The sequence below is a fragment of the Methylopila henanensis genome (assembly GCF_042681025.1).
Classification (GTDB): Bacteria; Pseudomonadota; Alphaproteobacteria; order Rhizobiales; family Methylopilaceae; genus Methylopila; species Methylopila henanensis.
In genome coordinates this window covers 478,307-499,300 of sequence record NZ_JBHUER010000010.1, presented here as the reverse complement: position 1 = coordinate 499,300, position 20,994 = coordinate 478,307, and the positions used below count along the sequence as shown (strand labels likewise).

General features: G+C 71.7%; 21 protein-coding genes. 11 read left to right on the top strand and 10 right to left on the bottom strand.

Translation table 11 applies throughout. The features are described from left to right. Positions 1–225: 225 nt before the first annotated feature. Together ACFSCV_RS15485 and ACFSCV_RS15480 are read left to right on the top strand one after the other, a co-directional pair. Entirely contained in the window at positions 226–783 is a 558-nt protein-coding gene (locus ACFSCV_RS15485; RefSeq protein ID WP_378800469.1) for a gluconokinase, read from the top strand. A gap of 22 nt (positions 784–805) precedes the next feature. Continuing rightward, positions 806–2,191, top strand: coding sequence for a GntP family permease (locus tag ACFSCV_RS15480; RefSeq protein WP_378800468.1), 1,386 nt, complete (start codon positions 806–808; stop codon positions 2,189–2,191). A gap of 234 nt (positions 2,192–2,425) precedes the next feature. On the opposite strand, the gene ACFSCV_RS15475 is transcribed toward ACFSCV_RS15480, so the two are convergent. The 6 genes from ACFSCV_RS15475 to ACFSCV_RS15450 all read right to left on the bottom strand — a co-directional run bounded on the left by ACFSCV_RS15475 (position 2,426) and on the right by ACFSCV_RS15450 (position 11,262). Next, positions 2,426–3,865 carry a M16 family metallopeptidase gene (locus ACFSCV_RS15475; protein WP_378800467.1) on the bottom strand — a complete coding sequence of 480 codons (1,440 nt, stop codon included), beginning with the start codon at positions 3,863–3,865 and terminating at the stop codon, positions 2,426–2,428. After that, entirely contained in the window at positions 3,862–5,238 is a 1,377-nt protein-coding gene (locus ACFSCV_RS15470; RefSeq protein ID WP_378800466.1) for a M16 family metallopeptidase, read from the bottom strand. Before ACFSCV_RS15470 ends, ACFSCV_RS15475 begins: the two co-directional genes overlap by 4 nt. A gap of 303 nt (positions 5,239–5,541) precedes the next feature. Continuing rightward, on the bottom strand, positions 5,542–6,294 hold the full coding sequence (locus tag ACFSCV_RS15465; RefSeq protein WP_378800465.1) for a hypothetical protein: 753 nt from the start codon (positions 6,292–6,294) through the stop codon (positions 5,542–5,544). 58 nt (positions 6,295–6,352) lie between these two features. Continuing rightward, positions 6,353–6,850, bottom strand: coding sequence for a signal peptidase II (lspA, locus tag ACFSCV_RS15460; RefSeq protein ID WP_378800464.1), 498 nt, complete (start codon positions 6,848–6,850; stop codon positions 6,353–6,355). 4 nt (positions 6,851–6,854) lie between these two features. Then, a complete protein-coding gene (gene ileS, locus ACFSCV_RS15455; protein ID WP_378800463.1) occupies positions 6,855–9,890 on the bottom strand; it encodes an isoleucine--tRNA ligase in 3,036 nt (1,011 codons plus the stop codon). 400 nt (positions 9,891–10,290) lie between these two features. After that, a complete protein-coding gene (locus ACFSCV_RS15450; protein ID WP_378800462.1) occupies positions 10,291–11,262 on the bottom strand; it encodes a bifunctional riboflavin kinase/FAD synthetase in 972 nt (323 codons plus the stop codon). Between the two features lie 147 nt (positions 11,263–11,409). Between ACFSCV_RS15450 and ubiA the strand changes: the two genes are divergently transcribed. The 4 genes from ubiA to ACFSCV_RS15430 all read left to right on the top strand — a co-directional run bounded on the left by ubiA (position 11,410) and on the right by ACFSCV_RS15430 (position 14,210). Continuing rightward, positions 11,410–12,348, top strand: coding sequence for a 4-hydroxybenzoate octaprenyltransferase (gene ubiA / locus ACFSCV_RS15445; RefSeq protein WP_378800461.1), 939 nt, complete (start codon positions 11,410–11,412; stop codon positions 12,346–12,348). A 13-nt stretch (positions 12,349–12,361) separates the two neighbouring features. Then, positions 12,362–12,490, top strand: a complete 129-nt coding sequence (locus tag ACFSCV_RS15440) for a hypothetical protein (protein ID WP_378800460.1) — start codon at positions 12,362–12,364, stop codon at positions 12,488–12,490. A gap of 132 nt (positions 12,491–12,622) precedes the next feature. Next, positions 12,623–13,957, top strand: a complete 1,335-nt coding sequence (locus ACFSCV_RS15435; RefSeq protein WP_378800459.1) for an ammonium transporter — start codon at positions 12,623–12,625, stop codon at positions 13,955–13,957. 76 nt (positions 13,958–14,033) lie between these two features. Continuing rightward, entirely contained in the window at positions 14,034–14,210 is a 177-nt protein-coding gene (locus ACFSCV_RS15430; RefSeq protein ID WP_378800458.1) for a hypothetical protein, read from the top strand. 87 nt (positions 14,211–14,297) lie between these two features. Here ACFSCV_RS15430 and ACFSCV_RS15425 read toward each other — a convergent pair whose 3' ends face one another. Then, entirely contained in the window at positions 14,298–14,882 is a 585-nt protein-coding gene (locus ACFSCV_RS15425) for a DUF6101 family protein (RefSeq protein WP_378800457.1), read from the bottom strand. 322 nt (positions 14,883–15,204) lie between these two features. On the opposite strand from ACFSCV_RS15425, the gene ACFSCV_RS15420 reads away from it, so the two are divergent. Genes ACFSCV_RS15420 through lpxK form a run of 5 tightly spaced genes read left to right on the top strand, consistent with a single transcriptional unit; the run spans position 15,205 to position 19,357 of the window. Further along, positions 15,205–16,035, top strand: coding sequence for an inositol monophosphatase family protein (locus ACFSCV_RS15420; RefSeq protein WP_378800456.1), 831 nt, complete (start codon positions 15,205–15,207; stop codon positions 16,033–16,035). Next, positions 16,032–16,274 (top strand): DUF4170 domain-containing protein, encoded by a 243-nt coding sequence (locus ACFSCV_RS15415; protein WP_378800455.1) that lies wholly within the window; start codon positions 16,032–16,034, stop codon positions 16,272–16,274. Before ACFSCV_RS15420 ends, ACFSCV_RS15415 begins: the two co-directional genes overlap by 4 nt. Positions 16,275–16,294: 20 nt before the next feature. Next, positions 16,295–17,032 carry a lysophospholipid acyltransferase family protein gene (locus ACFSCV_RS15410; protein ID WP_378800454.1) on the top strand — a complete coding sequence of 246 codons (738 nt, stop codon included), beginning with the start codon at positions 16,295–16,297 and terminating at the stop codon, positions 17,030–17,032. Further along, positions 17,025–18,335: a 3-deoxy-D-manno-octulosonic acid transferase gene (locus ACFSCV_RS15405; protein WP_378800453.1), complete on the top strand. Its 1,311-nt coding sequence runs from the start codon at positions 17,025–17,027 to the stop codon at positions 18,333–18,335. Before ACFSCV_RS15410 ends, ACFSCV_RS15405 begins: the two co-directional genes overlap by 8 nt. After that, entirely contained in the window at positions 18,335–19,357 is a 1,023-nt protein-coding gene (gene lpxK, locus ACFSCV_RS15400; RefSeq protein WP_378800452.1) for a tetraacyldisaccharide 4'-kinase, read from the top strand. Before ACFSCV_RS15405 ends, lpxK begins: the two co-directional genes overlap by 1 nt. Here lpxK and ACFSCV_RS15395 read toward each other — a convergent pair. The 3 genes from ACFSCV_RS15395 to ACFSCV_RS15385 all read right to left on the bottom strand — a co-directional run bounded on the left by ACFSCV_RS15395 (position 19,332) and on the right by ACFSCV_RS15385 (position 20,853). Then, positions 19,332–19,964, bottom strand: coding sequence for a LysE family translocator (locus tag ACFSCV_RS15395; RefSeq protein WP_378800451.1), 633 nt, complete (start codon positions 19,962–19,964; stop codon positions 19,332–19,334). The genes lpxK and ACFSCV_RS15395 overlap by 26 nt on opposite strands. A 4-nt stretch (positions 19,965–19,968) precedes the next feature. Then, positions 19,969–20,181, bottom strand: a complete 213-nt coding sequence (locus ACFSCV_RS15390) for a DUF2093 domain-containing protein (protein WP_271199238.1) — start codon at positions 20,179–20,181, stop codon at positions 19,969–19,971. A gap of 84 nt (positions 20,182–20,265) precedes the next feature. After that, positions 20,266–20,853: a cytochrome b gene (locus ACFSCV_RS15385; protein WP_378800450.1), complete on the bottom strand. Its 588-nt coding sequence runs from the start codon at positions 20,851–20,853 to the stop codon at positions 20,266–20,268. Positions 20,854–20,994 lie beyond the last annotated feature (141 nt).

The following is a 20,994-nucleotide window of genomic DNA, read 5'->3' as shown; positions in this document are numbered from 1 at the left end:
CGAGCGTGGTGTCTCTGGGCTGGCGAGTCGGGGGCCAGTCTAGAGGCTGTCGCGGGGCATGGACATGGCCCGGAGCCGCGGCTCCGGGCCGGGGCTCGCTTGCTTTCGCGCCCGGAGAGCTTTGCGTCGGCGCAGGGGCTGGGAACCGGCGCGCCCGCGCTATTTGACGCATCCCTCGGGCGGCGCGAAGGTCGGCCCAACAAGATCAGGCCGAGGGAGGCTCAGTTGCCGGAAACGCAGCCAAGCGCGCGATGCATCGTGGTGATGGGGCCGTCCGGGGTTGGCAAAACCACCGTCGCCAAGGCGCTGGCGGGCCGGCTCGGCTGGCTGTTCGCGGAGGCCGACGAGTTCCACCCGCCGGCGAACATCGAGAAGATGTCGGCCGGCGTCCCGCTCAATGACGACGATCGCGCCCCTTGGCTCGCGAGCATCCGCGACTGGATCTCGGACCACGCCTCGGCCGGATCGTCCAGCGTCGTCACCTGTTCGGCGCTGAAGCGGCGTTACCGCGAGGTCCTGCGCGGCGCGACCGTCGAGCTCAGCTTCGTCGAGCTCGTCGGCGAGCTCTCGCTCGTCAAGGAGCGGATGGCGAAGCGGACCGGGCATTACATGCCGGTCTCCCTGCTCGACTCCCAGTTCGAGGCGCTGGAGAAGCTCGCGCCGGACGAGACGGACGGCGTTCTCGTCGACGTCGACGCGGACCCGGACACGGTCGTCGCGCGGGCGCTCGAGGCGCTCGGGCTGGGCGATCCGGCGCCCCGCGCCGTCGCCGCGCGCGCCTGACCTTCCCCGAGGGAGAGACCCGATGACCCCTGCCGCAGCCGCGCCCGCCATGGGCGCCGGACCCTTGCTGCTGATCGCCGCCGCCGCCATCGTGGCGCTGCTCGTGCTGATCATGCGCTTCCGGATGCACGCCTTCCTGGCGCTGATCCTGGTCAGCCTCGTCACCGCCTTCGCGGCCGGCATCGCGCCGGAGAAGGTGGTGCCGACCCTGATCTCGGGCTTCGGCACGACGCTCGGCACCGTGGCGCTGCTCGTCGGCCTCGGCGCGATGCTCGGCCGGCTGGTGGAGGTCTCAGGCGGCGCGCAGGCGCTCGCCGACGACCTGATCCGGCTGTTCGGCGAGAAGCGGGCGCCGTTCGCGCTCGGCGTCGCGTCGCTGATCTTCGGCTTCCCGATCTTCTTCGACGCCGGCCTCGTGGTGATGCTGCCGATCATCTTCTCGGTGGCGAAGCGGCTCGGCGGCGGCCTGCTGCGCTACGGCATCCCGGCGGCGGGCGCGTTCTCGGTCATGCACGTGTTCGTGCCGCCGCATCCGGGGCCTGTGGCCGCGACCGAACTGCTGAAGTCCGACATCGGCCTCGTCACGCTGCTCGGCCTCGTGGTCGCGGTGCCGACCTGGTACGTCACGAGCTACCTGTTCGGCCTCTGGATCGGCAAGCGCATCGAGGTGAAGGTGCCGGAGCTCCTGTCCGGCGGCCCGCAGGCGGCGCACGATCCGAACCCGCCCAAGTCCTCGACCGTGATCTGGCTGCTGCTGCTGCCGCTCGCGATCATCTTCGTCAACACCGGCCTCGACTTCCTCGCCGCCGCCGGCGTCTTCGACCGCAAGGCGCAATGGTTCATCGTCGCGCGCGGCCTCGGCCAGACTCCGATCGCGCTGCTCGTCGCGGTGCTGGTCGCGACCTACGTGCTGGGCGTCCGCCGCGGAAAGGGCCTCGGCGAGCTCGAGAAGCTGGTCGACAGCGCGCTCGGCCCGATCTGCGCCATCACCTTGATCACCGGCGCCGGCGGCATGTTCGGCGGCGTGCTGCGGGAAAGCGGCATAGGGTCCGCGCTCGCCGGCGCGCTCGACGGGCTCGGCATGCACATCTTCGTGGCGGGCTACGTCATCGCCGCCGCGCTCCGGATCGCGCAGGGCTCGGCGACGGTCGCTCTCATCACCGCGGCCGGTCTGGTGCAGCCGGCGGTGGCCGCGGCCGGCTACAACTCTGTCGAGACCGCCTCGCTGGTGCTCGCGCTCGCCGCGGGCTCGGTGATCGCAAGCCACGTCAACGACAGCGGGTTCTGGCTGGTCGGCCGGTTCTTCGAGATGGACCTGAAGACCACGCTCAAGACCTGGACGGTGCTGGAGACCCTGATCAGCGTGATGGGCTTCGCAATCGCCGGGCTGATCTTCGTGCTGGCGTAAGGGGCCGGGCGGTTACGCAGAACCGCACGAGCGATCGAGCGCTGCGGTCATCGCCTGTCGTCCTCCGGCTTGCGTTCAGATCGGCGTTGCCGATCTGAACCACCTTCAGGAGGAAACTCGAAAACATTCGAGTTCCCGGACGACCCATCTTGTTGGCCGTTATCGACTATCGACGCCGGGGATGGATGGTCCGGTCAAGCCGGACCATGACGTCGGGTTTCGATACGACGGGCCTCAGCGCGGCGCGCCGCCGGGGGCGGGCGCAGGCGCGCCGGGGGCGTCGCCGGCCGCGTCGGGCGCCGGCGGCTTGCGGACGTTGGCGTCAGCGAGGCCGGCGGGCTTGCCGACCGCGACCACCAGCAGCTTGCCGCCGTCGAACAGCTTGGCGGCCGCGGCCTTCACCTGCTCCGGCGTCACCGCCTCGATCATCGCGTTGCGGCGGTCGATGTAGTCGATGCCGAGGTCGTCGAGCTGGAGCTGCACGAGCTGGTTCGCGATCTTCGCCGAGGTGTCGAAGCGCAGCGCGTAGGAGCCGATCAGGTAGCGCTTGGCGCTGGCGAGCTCCTCCGCCGTCGGGCCGTCCTTCGCCATGCGCGCGATCTCGGCGCGGATCAGGTCGACCGACTGGCCGGCGCGGTCGTTGCGGGTCGCGACGCCGCCGAGCAGCAGGCCGCCGTGGTCGAACGGCTGCAGGTAGCTGTAGACGGAGTAGGCGAGGCCGCGCTTCTCCCGCACCTCGGTGAACAGGCGCGACGAGAAGGTGCCGCCGCCGAGGATGTGGTTCGCCACGTAGGCCGGGATGAAATCGTCGTCGTTCCGGAGCGGGCCGGGGCGGCCGAAGATGATCGAGCTCTGCGGCACGTCGAGCTCGACCACCTCGGTGCGGCCGGCGCCCTGCGGCGTCACGGTCGGCACGGGGGTGAGCTCGGCCTTGGCCGGCAGGCCGCTCAGCGCGCCGTCGACAAGGCCCTTCAACCGCTCGGCGTCGATCGCGCCGACGACGCCGATCACCACGTTGTTGCGAGCGATCTGGCGCTTGTGGAACGCCACGAGGTCGTCGCGGGTCAGGCTCGCGAGGCTCGCCAGCGTGCCGCGGGACGGCCGGCTGTAGGGATGGCCCGGAAACGCCGTGGCGAAGAAGGTGCGGCCGGCGAGATCGTCAGGATCGAGCGCGTTGCGGCGGATCTGGGCGGAGACTTGGCCCCGCATGCGGTCGAGCGCGTCCTGGTCGAAGCGCGGCTTCGACAGCGCGAGGCCGAGCAGGCGGAACGCCTCGTCGACCGTCTCCGGCAGCGCGCGCAGGCTCGCGGTCACGCCGTCGCGGCTGGACGAGAACGACAGCTCGATCGCCTTGTCCTCGAGCGTTTGCTGGAACGCCTCGGCCGACATGTCGCCGGCGCCCTCGTCGAACAGCGTCGCCATCAGGCCGGCGAGGCCTTCCTTGCCGTCCGGGTCCTGCGCGGCGCCGCTGCGGAAGGCGATCTCGACCGCGATCACCGGCACGGCGGTCTCCTCGACCAGCCAGGCCTCGGTCCCGCCGGGGGTCTTCACCCGCTGGATGTCGGTGGCGCGGGCGGCGGCGGTGGCGGCGAGGCTGGCGGCGGTGATCATGATGGCGGCGAACAGTCCTTTCAGAGCGCGGGAGACCATGGGCGACGCGGCGCGCGCCGTCACGGGCGCGCCTCGGCGGCCGGACGGGCGGCCGGCGCCTTGGCGCCGATCAGCTCGCCGGTGACGGCGCGGCGCGGGTCGAGCACGGCGCGCACGGCCGCGCGCACCTCGTCGGCGGTCACGGCGCGGATCTTGGCGGGCCAGTTCTGCACGTCGGCGACCGTGCCGCCGGTGGCGAGCGAGGCGCCGTAGATGCGGGCGAGCGTCGCCTGGCTGTCCTGCGCGTAGATTGTGTCGGCGACGAGCCGGGTCTTGGCGCGCTCCAGCTCCTCGGCCGTCGGGCCTTCGTCGAGGAAGCGCGCGATGGTCTCGTCGAGCGCGGCCTCGACCTCGCGCAGCGTCGCCGCGCCGCGGGGGCTGCCGTAGATCGCGAAGCGGCCGTCGTCGAGCGCGTCGCCCTGGTACCAGGCGCCGGCGCTGGCGGCGACCCCCTTCTCGACCACGAGCGAGCGGTACACGCGGCTCGTGGTGCCGCCGCCAAGAATCTGCGCCGCGAGATCGAGCGCATAGGCCTCGTCGCCGGCCGCGGTCTCGTAGGACGGGGCGAGGAACTGCTTGGAGATCGACGGCTGCGTCACCCGGGGGTCGGACAGCGAGACGCGGCGCGCGGCGCGCGGCTCCGGCTCGGTCGGGCGCAGGCGCGGGCCGGGATCGGCGCGACGCTCCACCTTGCCGTAGGTCTCGGCGGCGAGCGTCCTGACCTCGTCGGCGTCGACGTCGCCGGCGATCACCAGGATGGCGTTGTTCGGGGTGTAGAAGCGCTTGTAGAAGGCGAGGGCGTCCTCGCGCGACAGCTTCTCGATCTCGTGCTCCCAGCCGATGATCGGCGTGCCGTAGGGGTGGTTCACGAACAGGGTCGCCGCCACCGCCTCGGAAAGCTGCGAGGACGGATCGCCGTCGACGCGCGAGCGGCGCTCCTCCAGCACCACGTCGCGCTCGGGATTCACCACCTCGTCGGTCAGCACAAGGCCGGTCATGCGGTCGGCCTCGAAGGCCATCACCGTCGCGAGGTGCTCCTTGGCGACCCGCTGGAAATAGGACGTGTAGTCGAAGGAGGTGAAGGCGTTCTCCTGCCCGCCGAGCTCGGCGACCTGCTTCGAGAACGCGCCGGCCGGGTTCTTGGCGGTGCCCTTGAACATCAGATGCTCGAGGAAGTGGGCGATGCCGGAGACGCCGCGCGGCTCGTCGGCCGAGCCGACCTTGTACCAGACCATGTGCGTCACGACCGGGGCGCGCCGGTCGGGGATCACCACCACCTCGAGCCCGTTGTCCAGCGTGAAGGTCGAGACCTGGGGGCCCGCCGCTCGGGCGGGCTCGGCCTCGGTCGCGGACGGCGAGAGGCCGGCGAGGGAGCCTGCGAGCGTGACGGCGGCCATGGTTCTGGCGAAACCTCCGGTGAGACGTTTGAGCATCGATCCTGCAGCCATCGCGTTGACGTTGTCGAGCGAAGCCCGCGGACATAGCTGAGACCGCAGGGCGGCCGGGCGGACGCCCGGCGCAGCGCCCAACATATAGGCGCGGGCGTCCCGGCGCGCGAGCGGCGTCGCGCCTCACATGGGCTCGCCGCGGATTAAGTTTGCGTCATCCGGCGCGGACCGCGTCCCGGCCGGGGCGCGCGCGACCGTCCCGCCGCGCCGGAGGCGCGGCGTCGACCAACCCTGAGCGGCGGCGATGGCCGCTCAGTTCGAGAACGGGTTGAGCTTCTGGTACCAGGCCTTGTCCTGCGCCGCGGCGGTCTGCGGGCCGGAATAGGGCGCGGTCTGGGCCGGCTGGAGGTAGCCGGTCGGCGGGTCGGTCAGACGCTTGCGCTCGCCGACCGGGGCGACCGGGGCAGGGGCGGCTTCGGCCGACGAGGAGACGGCCCGGCGCCCGCTCACTTCGCTCGGCGACAGCCGCGAAATATCGTTGTCGGCCTGCGTCGGGGCGTAGCCGCCGGCGTCGCGACGGGTCACGGCCCGCCGGCTCTTGAGCTCGCTCGGCGACAGCCGCGAGATCTCGTTGTCGCCCTGCGTCGGGGTATAGCCGCCGACGCCGGCCTCGCTCGGCACGCGCCGGCTCTTGAGCTCGCTCGGGTCGAGGCGGGATTCGCGGTCGCCCATGCGGTAGCTGCGCTGCTCGGTGCGGGGCAGGTCGGCTTCGGCGCGCTGGCGCGCCCGGCGCTCGACGTCCGGATCCGACGGCCACTGGCCGGTCGCCTGGCCGACGGCGCCCTTCGCCTGCGGGGGCGGAAGCTGGTTCACCGACGACGGCGGCACCAGCGCCGGCCGCTCGCGGTACTCGATCTCGGGCTTTTCCTTGTCGCCCATGCCGAAGGCGTCGAACAGATCGGTGATCGGGTTCGAGCCCATGTCCTGCGCATGCGCGGGGTGGGCGACGGCCAGTCCGGCGGCGGCGAGGGCCGCGGCGGCGAGGCGGACGGTGACGTGGCGCATGGTCGACTGGTCCTTCAGGCGATGGCCTTGAAGCGCCAGCCTGTTACGGCCCGACGCTCTACGAAGATACCCCTGCGGCGCTCTTCGGGCCGCGGAGCGCACCATACAGAAGCAGCCCGACCCCCGCAACGATGGCGGCGTCGGCCAGGTTGAACACGTACCAAGTCGCGTCTCCCCAGTGCAGCAGGGCGTAATCGACTACGGCGCCGTAGGCGATCCGGTCGATTCCGTTGCCGATCGCGCCGCCAAGGATGAGCGCGAGGCCGAGCGCGGAAAGGGCGTCCTTCTCGCGCGCGATCCAAATCGTGATCGCGATCGAGGCGACCACATGGAGCGCGACAAGCGCCCAGCGGCCGAACTCGCTGTCCTGCTGCAGCAGGCCGTAGGAGACGCCGGTGTTCCAGACCAGCACGAGGTCGAACATCGGCGCGACCGCGACCCGGCCCTTTTCCGCGAGGTCGAACACGAACAGCGCCCAGAGCTTCAGCGCCTGGTCGAGCGCGAGCACAACGAGCGCCAGCGCATAGGCGCGGCGGACGGGCGACGCGAGCGTCATCGCCTCACGCCGCCTTCTCCCGCGCGGCGTCCCATTCGCGCAGCGCCTGGGCGTCGCGCGGGGTGACGTCGGGATAGTCCGGATCGGCGCCGACGTCGGGCGTCACCTTCCACGAGCGGGCGCATTTCCGGCCCTCGGCGCGCGCGAACACCACCGCCACGCCGGCGACGTCGGGCAGGCGGAAGGCGTCGGCCGGCCCTTCGTCGGCGGCGACCGTGATCGCGCTGGTGATCGCGACCTCGGCGAGGTCGACGCCCCTGAGCGCCTGCGCCAGCTCCGGATCGGTCACATGCACGATCGGCGCGGCTTCCAGCGACGAGCCGATGCGCTTCGCGGCGCGTTCGATCTCCAGCGCGCCGGTGACGACGCGGCGGACCCGGCGCACCTTCTCCCACTTCTCCGCCAGCGCCTCGTCGCGCCAGTCGGGATCGGCGAGGGCGTAGAGCTCCAGATGGACCGAGCCGTCCTCGGAGGGGAAGCGCGACAGCCAGGTCTCCTCCGCCGTAAACGGCAGCAGCGGCGCGAGGCGCGTCACCAGCGTGCGGAACACCCGGTCGATCACGGTGAGGCAGGCGCGGCGCGTCACCGACGACGCCGGATCGCAGTAGAGCGCGTCCTTGCGGACGTCGAAGTAGAACGCAGAGAGGTCGTTCGTCAGGAAGGTGAACAGGCTCGCGAAGCCGCGCCTGAAGTCGAAGGCCTCATAGGCCGCCTCGACCTCCAGATCGACCTCCGCCAGCCGGTGCAGCACGTAGCCCTCCAGCTCCGGCATGGCGGCGTGCTCGACGACGTCGCCGTCGTGGAAATGCGCCAGCGCCCCGAGCATCCAGCGCAGCGTGTTGCGCAGCTTGCGGTAGGCGTCGGTCGCGGTCTTCAGGATCTCCTGGCCGATGCGCAGGTCGTCGGCGTAGTCCGACTGCACGACCCAGAGGCGCAGGATGTCGGCGCCGGACTGCTCGATGACCTTCTGCGGCGCGACGATGTTGCCGAGCGATTTGGACATCTTGCGGCCCTGCTCGTCGAGCACGAAGCCGTGGGTCAGCAGCGCGTCGTAGGGCGCGCGGCCGCGCGTGCCGCAGCTCTCCAGCAGCGAGGAGTGGAACCAGCCGCGGTGCTGGTCGGAGCCTTCGAGGTAGAGCACTTGGTCCTCGCCGCCGTCGACGAGGCGCTTCGGCGCGAGGTCGGGGCGGCGATCCAGCACATAGGCGTGGGTCGAGCCGGAATCGAACCAGACGTCGAGAATGTCCGGCACCTTTTCGTAGTCGGAAAGCGCGTGGTCGTTGCCGAGGAAGCGCGAGCCGTCGTCGGCGAACCAGGCGTCGGCGCCTTCCGCCTCGAACGCCTCGGCGATGCGCGCGTCGACGCGCGGGTCCTGCAGGATCTCGCCGGTCTCCTTGTGCGTGAACACGGTGATCGGCACGCCCCAGGCGCGCTGGCGCGAGACCACCCAGTCCGGCCGGCCCTCGATCATGCCGCGCAGCCGGTTCTTGCCCTGCGGCGGGTAGAAGGCGGTGGCCTCGATCGCCGCGAGCGCGCGCGAGCGCAGCGTGTCCGCGGGGCCGGCGATGTCGCGGTCCATGTGGATGAACCACTGCGGCGTGTTGCGGAAGATCACCGGCTTCTTGGAGCGCCAGGAGTGCGGGTACTGGTGCCGCAGCTTTCCGCGCGCGACCAGCCGGCCGGCCGCGACCAGCGCGTCGATGACCGCCTGGTTGGCGTCGCCCTTGTCGCCCTTGTGGGTGATGACCGAGCGGCCGGTGAAGCCCGGCGCGTCTTTGGTGAGAAAACCCTCGGCGTCGACCGTGTAGGGGATCTTCGAGCTGATCCCGCGCTTCTCCAGGTCGAAGCGATGCTCCATCCAGAGCTCGAAGTCCTCGCGGCCGTGGCCGGGCGCCGTGTGCACGAAGCCCGTGCCCGCGTCGTCGGTGACGTGGTCGCCGGGCAGCAAGGGAACGGCGAAGTCGTAGCCGTGCTCTTTCAGCGGATGCGCGGCGACGAGGCCTTCGAGATCGGAGGCCGTGACGTCCCGGACCTTTTTGAAACGGGTGACCTTGGCGGCCTTGAACACGCCTTCCGCGAGCGCGTCCGCCAGCAGATAGCGTGCGCCGACCTTCGCCCAGTTGTCCTCGGGGGCCTCGGTCACCTCATAGAGGCCGTAGGTGATCTTCGGGGAGTAGGCGACGGCGCGGTTGCCCGGCAGCGTCCACGGCGTGGTGGTCCAGATGACGACGGAGGCGTCCGCGAGATCTCCAGCTACGGCATGAGATTGTGCCGGCGTGTTAGCGCCGGCTGTCACCGTGGGGGAGGTGTGTGAACCGGCAGGACTGGCGGGCGATGGCGAAAGAGGAAACGCCACGAACACCGTGTCGCTCGTGAACTCCTGATACTCGATCTCGGCCTCGGCGAGCGCGGTCCTCTCCACCACCGACCACATCACCGGCTTCGAGCCGCGGTAGAGCTGGCCGGTCTTCGCGAAGGTCATGATCTCGCGGGCGATCTGCGCCTCGGCCGAGAATTTCATGGTGGTGTAGGGGTCGTTCCAGTCGCCGGTGACGCCCAGGCGCTGGAACTCCGCGGACTGGATCCCGATCCAGTTCTGCGCGTACTCCCGGCACTCCTTGCGGAACTCGATGACCGGCACCTCGTCCTTGTTCAGGCCCTTGGCGCGGTAGCCCTCCTCGACCTTCCACTCGATCGGCAGGCCGTGGCAATCCCAGCCCGGCACGTAGTTCGAGTCGAAGCCCGCCATCTGGCGGGTGCGCACCACGACGTCCTTCAGGATCTTGTTGAGCGCGTGGCCGATGTGCAGGTGGCCGTTGGCGTAGGGCGGGCCGTCGTGGAGGACGTACTTCTTCCGCCCAGCGCTGGACGAGCGCAGCTTTTCGTAGAGCCCGATCCGCTCCCAGCGCTTCAGCAGCTCCGGCTCCTTCTGGGGGAGGCCGGCGCGCATGGGGAAGTCGGTCTGCGGCAGGAACAGGGTTTCGGAGTAGTCGCGGGCGGCGGAAGGCGTGGCGTCGGAAGGTTTGGCGTCGGAGGGCATTGGGGCGCGTCCGGGTGTCTCGTGAGGCGTCGGTCAGGCGGCGTGTCGTCTCCCGGCCTGTCGCCTGGGCGCGCGAACCGCGCGGCTCAGGCGGAGGCCGGGCCGGTAATTCGGAACGTCGGAGACGGACGCAGGCGCATGGGCCGAAGCCTTGGCGGTTAAAGAGGTTGCGCGCCTTGTAGCAGGGTCGGGCTTGCTGACAAGTGAAGGGTGGGCGGAAGGCGCCAGCCCGCATTCACGCCGAACGCCGAGCTTGGCGGGCCTGAAGCGCAATCGGTCGGGGCGATCTCGCCGTCATGCCCGCGCCTTCGCGCGGGTATCCACGACTTAGGCGTCGAACTCTATGTCCAAGTCGTGGATACCCGGCTTCGCCGGGCATGACGGCCAAAACCGCCGCGCATCACACCAGCGCGCTCGGGGCGAGCGGGTCTTCGGGCAGCGCGAGCAGGCGCCGCGCCTCGGCTTTGTCGCGCTCCATCTGGGCGACGAGCGCTTCCACGCTCTCGAACTTCGCCTCCGCGCGCTGCCAGGCGACGAGCTCGACGCGCAGCCGCTTGCCGTAGAGGTCGCCGGCGAAGTCGAGCAGGAACACCTCCAGCCGCGGCGCGCCGTCGTCGAACTGCGGGCGGCTGCCGAAGCTCGCGACGCCGTTGACGACCGCGCCGTCGACCAGCGCCCGCACGGCGTAGATGCCGTGGGCGAGCCGCGTCTCCGGCGGCAGTATCAGGTTCGCGGTCGGGAAGCCCAGTTCGCGGCCGCGCTTGTCGCCGTGGACGACTTCGGTTTCGACGGTCCAGCGGCGTCCGAGCAGGCGGTTCGCGGCGACGAGATCTCCGGCCGCCAGCAGGTCGCGGATCGCGCTGGAGGAGACCGGCGTCGCGCCGCCATGGGGCGGCACCACCTCCACGAACATGCCGTGCCGGGGCCCGGCTTCCGCGAGAAAGGCGGGCGAGCCCAGCCGGCCGCGGCCGAAGTGGAAATCCCATCCGACGACGACGGTGTGTGCGCCGAGCCTACGCGCCAGCACGTCGGCGACGAAATCTTCCGCCTCGATCTGCGACAGGCGCTCGTCGAAGGTCAACACGACGGTGGCGTCGGCGCCCGCGCGCGCCAGAATCCGCGCCTTCTCCCGCGCGTCGGTCAGGCGGAACAGCGGCCGGTCCGGCTGGAAGAAGGTGCGCGGATGGGGCTCGAAGGTCAGCGCCACCACGGGGCGGCGCGCGGCGCGGGCGTTCTCCGCAGCCTGCGCGATGACGGCGGCGTGGCCGCGGTGCACGCCGTCGAAATTGCCGACGACCACATGGCCGTCGCGGAATCGCTCGGGCAGCGTGGCGGGATCGATCAGCGGCGCATGTTCGGGCTGAGCGGACATCGCCCTCGGGGATGCTCTTCGGCCGCGCGGGGAAGGAGGTTTCGCGGGCCGGGGAGGGATGGCGCGCGGCGGCGCGGGCGTCAAGGCGCCGGAAGCGCGGCGCGGGCTTGACGTTTCGCGCGCCATGCCGCGTCGTCGGTCGCGACCATGACCGACACCGCATCGCCCTCCGGCGCCGTCGCCGACGCGCAGCCCCGAAACTGGGTGGACAAACACGCGCCGGCGTCGTGGCGCCCGTTCCTGAGGCTCGCCCGCGCCGACCGCCCGATCGGGGCCTGGCTGCTGTTCTGGCCCTGCGCCTGGTCGGTCGGCCTCGCGGCGGTCGCAGGCGGCGCCGCGCCGGACCTGTGGACGCTCGCCCTGTTCGCGGTCGGCGCCGTCGCCATGCGCGGAGCCGGCTGCACCTACAACGACCTCGTCGACCGCGACATCGACGCCAAGGTGGCGCGCACCCGCTCGCGGCCGCTGCCGTCAGGCCAAGTCACGGCGAAGGGAGCCGCTGTGTTTCTGGCGGCGCAGCTTCTGGTCGGCCTCGCGGTGCTGCTGGCGCTGCCGTGGTTCGCCGTGCTCGTCGGCGCCTGCTCCGTGCTGCCGGTCGCGCTCTATCCCTTCATGAAGCGGGTCACCTGGTGGCCGCAGGCCATGCTCGGCGTCTGCTTCGGCTGGGGCGCGCTGATGGGCTGGGCGGTCGCCTTCGGGCGGCTCGACGCCGCTCCGCTCCTGCTGCACGCCGCGGCGTTCCTGTGGATCATCGGCTACGACACGATCTACGCCCATCAGGACAAGGAGGACGACGCCCTCGTCGGCGTCGGCTCCACGGCTCTGCTGTTCGGCGAGCGCACCCGGCCGATCGTGGCGGGCCTCTACGCCGGCGCGGCCGCGCTGCTGGCGCTCGCGGTCCTCGCCGCGGGCGGCGGCGCGGCGGCCTACGCCGGGGTCGCGGCCTTCGCGGCGCATGGCGCATGGCAGGTCGCGCGGCTCGACATCGCCGACCCCGCGCTCTGCCTCCGCCTGTTCAAGTCGAACCGCGAGGCCGGCGCGCTCGTCTTCGCCGGCTTCGCGCTCGACGCCCTGCTGAGGATGTGAGGAAGCCGCCCCCATGAGCGACGCCCCGAAGGACCCTGTCAGCCCGCCGCACCGGCGTTTCATGCTGCGTCAGGCCGGGCTCCGGTTGTGGCTGGCCGTCGGCGTCGTCGTCGCGGCGATCCTGCTGCTGATCTACGGCTGACGTTTCCCATCACGAAACTGTCATTCCCCTGAAGGTCGTTTTGTCCCGGCATGGCACGGCGGCTGCTTTCTCCGGCACGCAACCGGTGCGGCCTGCCGCCCCGCCGGGACGAAGTCGGACAAGGGGGTTCGTATGGATAACGCGGCGCTGCTTGCGAAGATCGAGGCCTTGGAGGCCGCGGTCGCGCTGACGAAAACTGTGAACGCGGAAGTGTTCTACTGGTGGTGCACGGCGCTGATGATCGCCATTCACGCCGGATTCCTCGCCTACGAGATGGGCGCCTCGCGCGCCAAGAACGCGCTGGCCTCCGGCCTCAAGAACCTGCTCGCCTTCGCGTTCCTGGTGCCGACCTTCTACTTCTTCGGCTGGTGGATCTATCTCGCCTTCCCGACCGGTCTCACCGTATCCGACGCCGCGGCGGCGGGCCTGCCCTGGAGCGAGTCCATGGGCCCCAACCTCGGCGACAACGCCTCGGGCATCTTCTGGGCGGCCTTCACGCTGTTCGCCGCGACGACCGCCTCGATCATGTCGGGCGCCGTCATCGAGCGCATCCGCATGTCGGCCTTCACGATCCTCGCCATTCTGCTGGGCGGCTTCGTCTGGATTTTGGGCGCCTCGTGGGGATGGCACCCGGAAGGCTGGCTGACCTCGACCTTCGGTCTGCATGACATCGGCGCCGCCGGTTGCGTCCACATGATCGCGGGCTTCTTCACCCTCGGCGTGCTGATCAACCTCGGGCCGCGCCTCGGCCGCTTCAACGCCGACGGCACGGTCAACCACATCTCCGGCCACAACATGCCGATGTCGCTCATCGGCCTGATGCTGATCGTGATGGGCTTCTTCGGCTTCCTCGGCGGCTGCATCATCTACAACGGCGGCACGTGGATGACGATCTACAACACGCCGACCACGCTCTCCGCCTTCGCCTTCAACACCCTGATGGGCGTCGCCGGCGGCATGATCGGCTCCTACCTCGTCACCCGCGACCCGTTCTGGATGATGTCCGGCGCGCTGATCGGCGTGATCTCGTCGGCTCCGGGCCTCGACGTCTACTACCCGCCGCTCGCCTTCCTGATCAGCTTCATCGGCGGCTGCGTCATCCCGAAGCTCGCGGACATCCTGCTCGTCCGCTTCAAGATCGACGACGCGGTCGGGGCGGTCGCGGTGCACGGCTTCGGCGGCGTCTGGGGCCTGCTTGCTGTGGGCGTCTTCGCCGCTGGCTACCCCAACGTGAGCGGCCCGGCGATCTCCTTCGGCGGCCAGTTCATGAGCATGCTGGTGTTCGCGACGCTCGGCTTCGTCCCCGGCTTCGCGGCCTCCTACGTGCTGAAGATGCTGGGCCTGCTCCGCACCGACCCCAAGGTCGAGCTCGCGGGCCTCGACATCGCGGAAGTGCCGGTCAAGGCCTATCCGGAAGCCTCCACCATCCCGGCCTTCACCGGCGAGGCGCTGAGCCCCGCCGAGTGACGCCCCGATCTCTCCCGCGCGGGCCTTTCGCGCCCGCGCGGGCTCCCTCAAACGCCATGTCGCTCAGGAGACTGTGATGAACTCCGCTCCGATCACCACCTGGGAAGGGGCCAAGGCCTACTTCACCTTCGCCGACCAGCCGGGCGTGCTGATGGTCCTCAGCGTGCTTGCGCTCGCGACCTGCGTCTGGACCATCGCCTCGATGATCCGGCACGAGAACGCCTGCGTGCGGAAGATGAACGGCGGCGCCTGACGGCGCCGCGCGTCCCATGCGAAACGGCGGAGCGCCCAGGCGCTCCGCCGTAGTCGTGCCTAGGCGCCTGCGAGGCGGCGCACGCCGTCAGTTCCGCGCGATGATCTCGCGCTCGCCGCGGTTGACCTTGGCCTCGCCCGAGAGCTTGCCGGTGCGCCGCTTCGCGAGGAAGCGCGGCCGCCGGCCGGCCAGCAGGCTGTGGCGACGGCGCGGCCGTGGGCGGCGGACCTCGACCAGCCCGAGCATGGCGGACGGCGTCGAGCGGCGGCCGTCGAGCTCCTCCACCAGCAGCGGCAGCTTCAGCGCGCGGCCCCAGCTCTTCCATTCGGCGAGGCCGTCGCCGTCCGGCGTGCTTTCGTGCAGCGGCACGTCGAGCGCCCTGTCGCGATGGGCCAGCACTACCTCGACCCGGTCGCATTCCGGCTTCTCGCCGGGCGCCACCCTGACGGCGACGCCGGAGAAGGCGTTGAGAGGCACCGCGATCCGCATCGACATGCTACGCACCTTCCTGTCCACCACCACGCGCTCCGCATCGAGCGTCACGCGCCGCTCGCCGCCGTCCGCCGCGGCGTCGGGCGCCGCGAAGCGGATCGGCAACGCGAAGGGATCGAGCCGGCCGGCCGACCCCGTTCCGGCGCACGCCTGCGCGCCGGCTTCGGTTTGACGTCCCACTGTCCAGTCTCCCTGAAGGCCCCGTCGTTCGGGCTCTTCGCTGTAGGCCGGACGATGCCTCACGCATTCGCCGCGTCGGCTTAACGAGGCTGGTGAATCTTTTCTTGTCCGGGCGTTCTGCTCGGTTTGTCTGCCGCTATGCTGAAGAGGTGCTTTCGACGCAGGGTAAGCTTTGAATGAACCGCTTCACCCGCGCGCGGGCCCGTGCGACAACGCCGGCGCCGTGGCGCGCTTGCGGATCGGCCTTGTTCCCGACACTTTGCGGGTGCGGTTGTCGCCCGCGCCGCACCGTCTCTCCCAGCACACAGGATGTCCCGCGCCCGTGACCTCGATCGACGCTGAGCTCGACCTCGTTCCCCTCGCGGGTCGCCTCGCCGAGGTCGTCGGCGAAGCCGGGGCGATCGCCGCGCGTCTGTTCAAGGGCGGCGGGGCCGAGCGCTGGAGCAAGGCCGACGACAGCCCCGTGACCGAGGCCGACATCGCCGTCGACCGCTACCTCGCCGAGCGCCTGCCGCCGCTCGCGCCGGGCTCCGGCTGGCTGTCGGAGGAGACCGCGGACACGCCCGAGCGGCTCGACCGGCGCCGGGTCTGGATCGTCGATCCGATCGACGGCACCCGCGCCTTCGTCGACGGCGTGCCGGAATGGGTGGTCTCGGTCGCGCTGATCGAGGACGGGCGTCCGATCGCCGGCATCGTCCACAACCCCGTGCGCGGCGTGACCCACGCCGCGGTGCGCGGCGGCGGGGCGACCCTCAACGGCCGCCCGCTGACGGTGAGCGACTCCCACGACCTCGAAGGCGCCCGCGTCGGCGGCACGCGCTCGCTGATCTCGCCGCTGAAGACGCGCGGCGTGGTCGAGGGCGCCTGGATCTACGCGCTCGCGAACCGGCTCGTTAAGGTGGCGGACGGCACGCTCGAGGCCGCGCTCGCGCGGCCCGACGCGCATGACTGGGACATCGCCGCCGCCCATCTCATCCTTGAGGAGGCTGGCGCCGTCCTGACCGATTTCGACGGCGCGGCCCCCGCCTACAACCGGAAGAGCACGCGGCAGGGCGCGCTGGTCGCCGCCGCGCCGCGCCGTCATGCGGCGCTGCTCGACGCCATTTCCGCCGAACCCGAACTGGTCGCCGCCGCGAAGGACAGGATCAAATGACCGACGTGAAGCCCAAGCAGCTCCTGCACCTCGTTTTCGGCGGCGAACTGGAGGACGTTTCGGGCGTCTCGTTCCGCGACCTGGCGGAGCTCGACATCGTCGGCGTCTTCCCCGACTACGAGAGCGCGCGCGCGGCCTGGAAGGCTAAGGCGCAGGCGACCGTCGACAACGCCCATATGCGTTATTTCGTCGTGCATCTGCACAGGTTGCTGGAGCCGGACGCCTCGGCCGCGCGCTGACGGGCGTCCGGCCTGCCGCCATGCTCAAGCGACTCGGCCGGTCCGCGGCGGTCCAGGAGGCCGCCGGGAGCCTGCTCGCCGGATACATCCGGCTGGTGCGCGCGACCAACCGCTGGACGTTCGATCCGCCGGACCTGCACGACCGCCTCGTTCCCGAACTGCCCGTCATCGTCGCGCTCTGGCACGGCCAGCACCTGATGGTGCCCGCCATGAAGCGCGGCGACATGCCGGCGCGCACGCTCGCCTCCCGCCACGCGGACGGCGGCGTCAATGCGATCGCCTGCGCCCGTTTCGGCATAGGCGCGGTGCGCGGGTCCGGCGGTTCGGCGCGGAAGTCGGCCCGCCGCGGCGGCGCGCAGGCGCTCCGCGCCATGCTCGACGTGCTGGCGAACGGCGAGAGCATGGTGTTCACCGCCGACGTGCCGAAGGTCTCCGGCCGGGCCGGCGAGGGCGTCGCGCTGCTCGCGAAGCTGTCGGGACGGCCGGTGTTCCCGTTCGCGGTCGCCACCAGCCGGGCGAAGATGCTGGACACCTGGGATCACGCCGCGATCAACTTGCCGTTCGGCCGCGGCGCGGCCGTGCTGGGCGACCCGGTGAGGGTCGAGCGCGACGCGGGTCCGGAGGCGCTCGAACAAGCGCGCCGGGCCATCGAGGCGGGGCTCGACGCGGCGCATGAGCGCGCCTACCTTGCGGTGGGGATGCAGTGGACAAGACGCGGCGCGAGCCGCGCCGCAGCCGAGACGTCTCCAGATGCCTGACGACTTCCGCCGCGCGGCGCGCGCGACCGCGCCTCTGGCGCTCTACCGCCAGGGGCTCGCCGCCTTTCGCCCGTTCGCGGGGGCGCTGCTGCGCCGGCGGGCAGGCCGCGGCAAGGAGAACCTGGAGCGCATCGCCGAACGCCGCGGCATCGCCGGCATGGCGCGTCCGGACGGTCCGCTCGTGTGGCTGCACGGGGCGAGCGTCGGCGAGTTCAACGCGCTGGCGCCCCTAGTTGAGAGCCTCGTGGCGCGCGGCTTCTGGGCGCTTGTGACGACCGGCACCGTCACCTCGGCGGCGGTCGCCGCGCAGCGCCTGCCGGAGGGCGCCATCCACCAGTTCGTGCCGCTCGACGTTCCGGCTTACGTGGAGCGCTTCCTCGCCCACTGGCGCCCGGACCTCGCGCTCATCGCCGAAAGCGAGATCTGGCCCAACCTGCTGCGGCGCGCGCGGACGCTCGGGGCGCCGCTGGTGCTGGTCAACGGCCGCATGTCGGAGCGCTCCTTCGTGCGCTGGCGGCGGGCCCGCCGCACGATCGGCGCGCTGATCGACCATTTCGACCTCTGCCTCGTGCAGTCGCAGGGCGACGCCTCGCGCTTCGTCGATCTCGGCGCGCGCCGGGTGGAGAACGTCGGCAACCTCAAGTTCGACGCGGCCCCCCCCGGCGCGGACGCCTCCGCGCTCGCGGCGCTGCGCGCGATGACGCGGGGGCGCCCGGTGTTCGTGGCCGCCAGCACCCATCCCGGCGAGGACGCCGCCGTCGCCCGCGCTCATGTGGTGGCGCGCGCGCATGCGCCGGACCTCATCACCATCATCGCGCCGCGCCACCCGAGCGCCGGCGCCGCCGCGGCCGAGGCGGCGAGCCTGCACGGCCTCGCGGCCGTCCGCCGTTCCGAGGGCGCCGAGCCCGGCCGCGACGTCGAGTTCTACGTCGCCGACACGATCGGGGAGCTCGGCCTGTTCTACCGCCTCGCCGACGTGGTGTTCGTCGGCGGCTCGCTGGTCCGTCACGGCGGCCAGAACCCGATCGAGCCCGCGAAGCTCGGCGCGCCGGTCGTGCACGGGCCGCACGTGGCGAACTTCGCCGAGGTTTACGACATGCTCGACCGCAGCGGCGGCGCCGTCCGCGTGGTCGATCCGGACGCGCTCGGGGCGGCCGCGGCGCGCATCGTGCTCGACGGCGGGGCGCGCGGCGCGATGGTCGCGGCCGCGGCGTGCGCGTGCCAGCGGCTCGGCGGCGCCGTGGACCGCACGCTCAGCGCGATCGAGCCCTATCTGATGCAGGTCCGGCTCGGCGTCGCCTGATGCGCGCCCCCGCGTTCTGGCGGCGGGAGCGGAGCCTCGCCGCCGTGCTGCTCGGGCCGATAGGGCGCCGCGTCGGGGCCATCACCGCGGCGCGGATGGCCGAGCCGGGAGCGACCGTCGGCGCGCCCGTGCTCTGCGTCGGCAATCTGGTCGCGGGCGGGGCCGGCAAGACGCCGACCACGATCTGGCTCGCAGGCCGTCTCGCCGCCGAGGGCGGGCGGCCCGCCATCGTCTCGCGCGGCTATGGCGGCGGGCTCGAAGGGCCGGTCGCGGTCGATCCCGGCGACCACACCGCCGCGGAGGTCGGTGACGAACCCCTGCTGCTGGCCCGGGCGGCGCCGACCTTCGTGGCCCGCGACCGCGTGGCCGGGGCGCGGCTGGCGGTCGCGCGTGGCGCCGACGTTGTGGTGCTCGACGACGGCTTCCAGAACCCGGCGCTGGCGAAGACGTTCTCGCTGGTGGTGGTCGACGGCGGACAGGGCGTCGGCAACGGGCGCTGCCTCCCGGCCGGGCCGCTGCGGGCGCCGTTTGAGGCCCAGCTCGCGCACGCGCATGCCGCGCTTATCATCGGCGCAGGCGCGCCCGGCGACGCGGTCGCGGGCAAGATCACGCAAGCGGGCCTTCCCGTGTTCCGCGGCGCGTTGCGGCCGGCGCCGGAAGCGGCCGCCGCGCTCGCAGGCCGGCGGGTCATAGCGGTCGCGGGGCTCGGCCGGCCGGCGAAGTTCGTGGAGACGCTCGAAAGCCTCGGCGCGGAGGTGGTGAGGCTCCATGCGCTCGCCGACCACGCGGCGCCGTCGCCGCGTGAGGCGGAGGCCATCCTTGCGGAGGCGCGAGCGGCGGGCGCGGTGATCGCGACCACGGCCAAGGACGCCGTGAAGTGGACCGGCCAACTGGCGCCGCTCGCCGAGGCCGCAGTGGTCGTGCCGGTCGCGCTCGAGGTGGAGGACGCCGAACGTCTGCTCGCTCTCGTCCGCGCCGCGCTCGCCGGCGCGGGCGTCAGAGGCGGCTTGTCAGAAGCCTGAATCCCGCGAAAGCGAAGAAGGCGGCGAGCCCGGCCTCGATCGCCCGCCGGGCGCGCCGGTAGCCCGCCGCCATCGGCGCCGTGGAGAACAGCGCGGCGTAGCCGCCGAAGACGAGCACGCCGAGAGCGAAGCAGCCGGCCACGATCACGAACGGCGTCGCAGGCGAGGCGTGGGCGCCGAGGCCGAGCGACATGATCGAGATCCAGGCGAGGATCGACTTAGGGTTTGTCAGGTGCAGCGCGAGGCCGCGGCGGTAGAGCCCGGTGAGGGTGGCGCGGCGGTCCGAGGGCTGAGGCGGAGGGGGCTCCGACCGCAGGGCCGCCCGCGCCGACTTCGCGGCGAGCCACAGCAGATAGAGACCGCCCGCGATCTTCAGCGCGAACAGCGCCTCGGCGTAGGCCGCGAGCAGGCTTGAGACGCCAAGCGCCGCGAGCGTCGCCCAACAGAGCGAGCCCGTCAGCACGCCGGCCGCGACCGCGAAGGCGGCGCGGCGGCCGAGCGTCATGGCGGTCGCCATGATGGTCATGTTGCTGGGGCCGGGGCTCGCGGTCGCGACGAGGTAGAGGCCGTAGACCGCGAGAAGCCCGTCGAGCTCCGCCCCCGACACGGAATCAGGCCTTGCCGAGCGCCCGCGCCAGCGCCTCTTCGGGGCCGGCGTAAGGCTCCTGCCGCTCGACGCTCCAGTAGCGCAGCTCCTCAATCGCGATCGGCTGGCCGGTCACAGCGCAGCGCACGAAGGCGCCGGGCCGCATGACCCGGAAGTCGGCGTCGAGGTAGCGCACTTCGGCCTCCCCGGACGACGGCGGACGTTCGTAGCGGTTCATGGCGGCGTCTGGCTCCGTAATGCCTGAGCATATAGGCGAGCGCGCCGGCGCCCGCAAATGCGGGGCGTAGAGGGGAGGGGGCGGCTACTGCGCGGCCGCGTCGAGAGCCTGCGCCCGCCGGCCGAACATGCGGCCGACCACGCGGTCCTTCCAGACGAGGCCGTGAAGCGCCGCCGCCGCGGCGTGCCCGCCGATCAGCGCCAGCAGCGTCCAGGACATCGGGGAATGCGTCGCGTCGGCGATCGCGACGAGCGTGTCGTTCGTCACGCCGGTCGGCTCGAACAGCCGGATCCCGAACACGTCCCAGCCCTTGCCCTTGCCGTACTGCCGGACGACGGCGACCGCGGGGACCAGGAAGAGCAGCGCGTAGATCAGCGTGTGCGCCGTCCGCGCCAGCCGGCCCGCAGGCCCGGCGCCGTAGGACGGGCGGCGCTTGCGGTTCGCGAACGCCCAGACCGCGCGGGGGATGACAAGCAGCAGCACCAGCAGCCCGACGGGGCCGTGCGGCGCCACGCCGTAGATCGCGTTGAGCGTGGCGTTGTGCTCTCCCAGCAGCCGGTAGGCGAGGACCATCGCGAACTGCCACAGCACGAGCGCGGCGATCGCGCCGTGGAACGCGCGCGTGACCGCGCCGTAGCCGGCGGAGCTGTCGGCGAGAGCGCTCCCGGTCATCCGCGGTCCCTACGCGCGCCCGGTCGGACAAGTCTTGCGCGTGATGCGGAGAGCGACGGCATGATGGACCCGTGACGTGTTCGCGCCGAGGCGTGTGGAGGACAAAGTCGACGGGTTGAGTAAGGATCAGATCGCCGCTTT

What these genes read in the sequence shown, in the direction of transcription:
- ACFSCV_RS15480 (WP_378800468.1), top strand. Translation starts at nt 806, where the DNA reads ATGACCCCTGCCGCAGCCGCGCCCGCCATGGGCGCCGGACCCTTGCTG.
- ACFSCV_RS15470 (WP_378800466.1), bottom strand. Translation starts at nt 5,238, where the DNA reads ATGGCCGCCGTCACGCTCGCAGGCTCCCTCGCCGGCCTCTCGCCGTCC.
- ACFSCV_RS15465 (WP_378800465.1), bottom strand. Translation starts at nt 6,294, where the DNA reads ATGCGCCACGTCACCGTCCGCCTCGCCGCCGCGGCCCTCGCCGCCGCC.
- lspA (WP_378800464.1), bottom strand. Translation starts at nt 6,850, where the DNA reads ATGACGCTCGCGTCGCCCGTCCGCCGCGCCTATGCGCTGGCGCTCGTT.
- ileS (WP_378800463.1), bottom strand. Translation starts at nt 9,890, where the DNA reads ATGCCCTCCGACGCCAAACCTTCCGACGCCACGCCTTCCGCCGCCCGC.
- ACFSCV_RS15450 (WP_378800462.1), bottom strand. Translation starts at nt 11,262, where the DNA reads ATGTCCGCTCAGCCCGAACATGCGCCGCTGATCGATCCCGCCACGCTG.
- ubiA (WP_378800461.1), top strand. Translation starts at nt 11,410, where the DNA reads ATGACCGACACCGCATCGCCCTCCGGCGCCGTCGCCGACGCGCAGCCC.
- ACFSCV_RS15440 (WP_378800460.1), top strand. Translation starts at nt 12,362, where the DNA reads ATGAGCGACGCCCCGAAGGACCCTGTCAGCCCGCCGCACCGGCGTTTC.
- ACFSCV_RS15435 (WP_378800459.1), top strand. Translation starts at nt 12,623, where the DNA reads ATGGATAACGCGGCGCTGCTTGCGAAGATCGAGGCCTTGGAGGCCGCG.
- ACFSCV_RS15430 (WP_378800458.1), top strand. Translation starts at nt 14,034, where the DNA reads ATGAACTCCGCTCCGATCACCACCTGGGAAGGGGCCAAGGCCTACTTC.
- ACFSCV_RS15415 (WP_378800455.1), top strand. Translation starts at nt 16,032, where the DNA reads ATGACCGACGTGAAGCCCAAGCAGCTCCTGCACCTCGTTTTCGGCGGC.
- ACFSCV_RS15410 (WP_378800454.1), top strand. Translation starts at nt 16,295, where the DNA reads ATGCTCAAGCGACTCGGCCGGTCCGCGGCGGTCCAGGAGGCCGCCGGG.
- ACFSCV_RS15405 (WP_378800453.1), top strand. Translation starts at nt 17,025, where the DNA reads ATGCCTGACGACTTCCGCCGCGCGGCGCGCGCGACCGCGCCTCTGGCG.
- lpxK (WP_378800452.1), top strand. Translation starts at nt 18,335, where the DNA reads ATGCGCGCCCCCGCGTTCTGGCGGCGGGAGCGGAGCCTCGCCGCCGTG.
- ACFSCV_RS15390 (WP_271199238.1), bottom strand. Translation starts at nt 20,181, where the DNA reads ATGAACCGCTACGAACGTCCGCCGTCGTCCGGGGAGGCCGAAGTGCGC.
- ACFSCV_RS15385 (WP_378800450.1), bottom strand. Translation starts at nt 20,853, where the DNA reads ATGACCGGGAGCGCTCTCGCCGACAGCTCCGCCGGCTACGGCGCGGTC.